Origin of the sequence: Streptomyces actuosus (assembly GCF_016921115.1) — a bacterium.
GTDB lineage: Bacteria > Actinomycetota > Actinomycetes > Streptomycetales > Streptomycetaceae > Streptomyces > Streptomyces actuosus_A.
Genome location: NZ_JAFFZS010000089.1, coordinates 1 through 1954, shown reverse-complemented (window position 1 = coordinate 1954; position 1954 = coordinate 1). Strand labels below are relative to the sequence as shown.

General features: G+C 69.6%; 1 protein-coding gene. It reads right to left on the bottom strand.

Going from position 1 to position 1954, the window contains the following annotated elements; all coding sequences use genetic code 11:
- The coding region (gene acs, locus JS756_RS35605; protein WP_205387412.1) for an acetate--CoA ligase at nucleotides 1-1945 on the bottom strand (1945 nt) is incomplete at its 3' end.
- Nucleotides 1946-1954 lie beyond the last annotated feature (9 nt).

Below are 1954 nucleotides of genomic sequence, written 5' to 3'. Positions count from 1 at the left end.
CGGGTGTGGTCGGGAGTTTGGCCTGGATGAGGTCCATGACGGTGGAGTCGGTCAGTGTGGTGACGTCTCCGAGCTGGCGGTTCTCGGCGACGTCGCGCAGGAGTCGGCGCATGATCTTTCCGGAGCGGGTCTTGGGCAGTTCCGCGACCGGGAGGATCCGCTTGGGCTTGGCGATCGGGCCGAGGGTGGCGGCGACGTGGTTGCGCAGTTCGGTGACCAGGTTGTCGTCCTCCGAGGCGGTGCCGCGCAGGATGACGAACGCGACGATCGCCTGTCCGGTCGTCTCGTCGGCCGCGCCGACCACGGCGGCTTCGGCGACGGAGGGGTGCGAGACGAGCGCGGACTCCACCTCGGTGGTGGAGATGTTGTGTCCGGAGACCAGCATGACGTCGTCGACCCGGCCGAGCAGCCAGATGTCGCCGTCCTGGTCCTTCTTGGCGCCGTCCCCGGCGAAGTAGATGCCTTCGAAGCGTGACCAGTAGGTGTCGAGGAACCGCTGGTCGTCGCCCCAGACGGTGCGCAGCATCGACGGCCAGGGTTCGGTGAGGACCAGGTAGCCGCCTGCGCCGTCGGGTACTTCGTGACCGTCGTCGTCGACGACGGTGGCGCGGATGCCGGGCAGGGGGCGTTGGGCGGAGCCGGGCTTGGTCTCGGTGACGCCGGGGAGCGGGGAGATCATCATGGCGCCGGTCTCGGTCTGCCACCAGGTGTCCACGATCGGGGTGCGGTCGGCGCCGATGTGCTTGCGGTACCAGATCCACGCCTCGGGGTTGATCGGTTCGCCGACCGAGCCCAGGACGCGCAGGGAGGACAGGTCGAACTTGGCGGGGATGTCGTCTCCCCACTTCATGAAGGTGCGGATCGCGGTGGGTGCGGTGTAGAGGATGGTCACGCCGTACTTCTGCACGATCTCCCAGAAGCGGCCCTGGTGCGGGGTGTCCGGGGTGCCCTCGTACATCACCTGGGTGGCGCCGTTGGCGAGCGGCCCGTACACGATGTAGGAGTGTCCGGTCACCCAGCCGACGTCGGCGGTGCACCAGTACACGTCCGTGGCGGGCTTGAGGTCGAAGACGGCGTGGTGGGTGTAGGCGGTCTGGGTGAGGTAGCCGCCGGAGGTGTGCAGGATGCCCTTGGGCCTGCCCGTGGTGCCGGAGGTGTAGAGGATGAACAGCGGGTGCTCGGCCTCGAAGGCCTGTGCGGTGTGCTCGGCGCTCTGCCGCTCGACCGCTTCGTGCCACCACACGTCCCGGCCCTGGGTCCAGGCGACGTCCTGGCCGGTGCGGCGGACCACGAGGACGTGCTCGACGTTGTCCACGCGTTCGACGGCGTCGTCCACGGCGGGCTTCAGCGCGGAGGGCTTGCCGCGCCGCCAGCCGCCGTCGGCGGTGATGACCACCTTGGCGTCGGCGTCCTGGATGCGGGTGGCCAGCGCGTCGGCGGAGAAGCCGCCGAAGACGACGGAGTGCGCGGCGCCGATCCGGGCGCACGCCAGCATCGCGATCGCGGTCTCCGGGATCATCGGCATGTAGACGGCGACCCGGTCGCCCTTGCGCACGCCCAGTTCCAGCAGGGCGTTGGCGGCCTTGGACACCTCGTCCTTGAGCTGGGCGTAGGTGATGGCCCGGCTGTCCCCGGGCTCGCCCTCGAAGTGGATCGCGACGCGGTCGCCGTGACCGGCCTCCACATGGCGGTCGACGCAGTTGTACGCGACGTTCAGCGTGCCGTCCTCGAACCACTTGGCGAACGGCGGGTTCGACCAGTCCAGCGTCTCGGTCGGCTCCTCGGCCCAGGACAGCCTGCGGGCCTGCTCGGCCCAGAAGCCGAGCCGGTCAGCCCTGGCCCGTTCGTACGCCTCTGCCGTGACGTTGGCGTGCGCCGCCAGGTCAGCCGGCGGCGCGAAGCGTCGCTCCTCCTTGAGAAGGTTGGCCAGGCTCTCGTTGCTCACGACATCTCC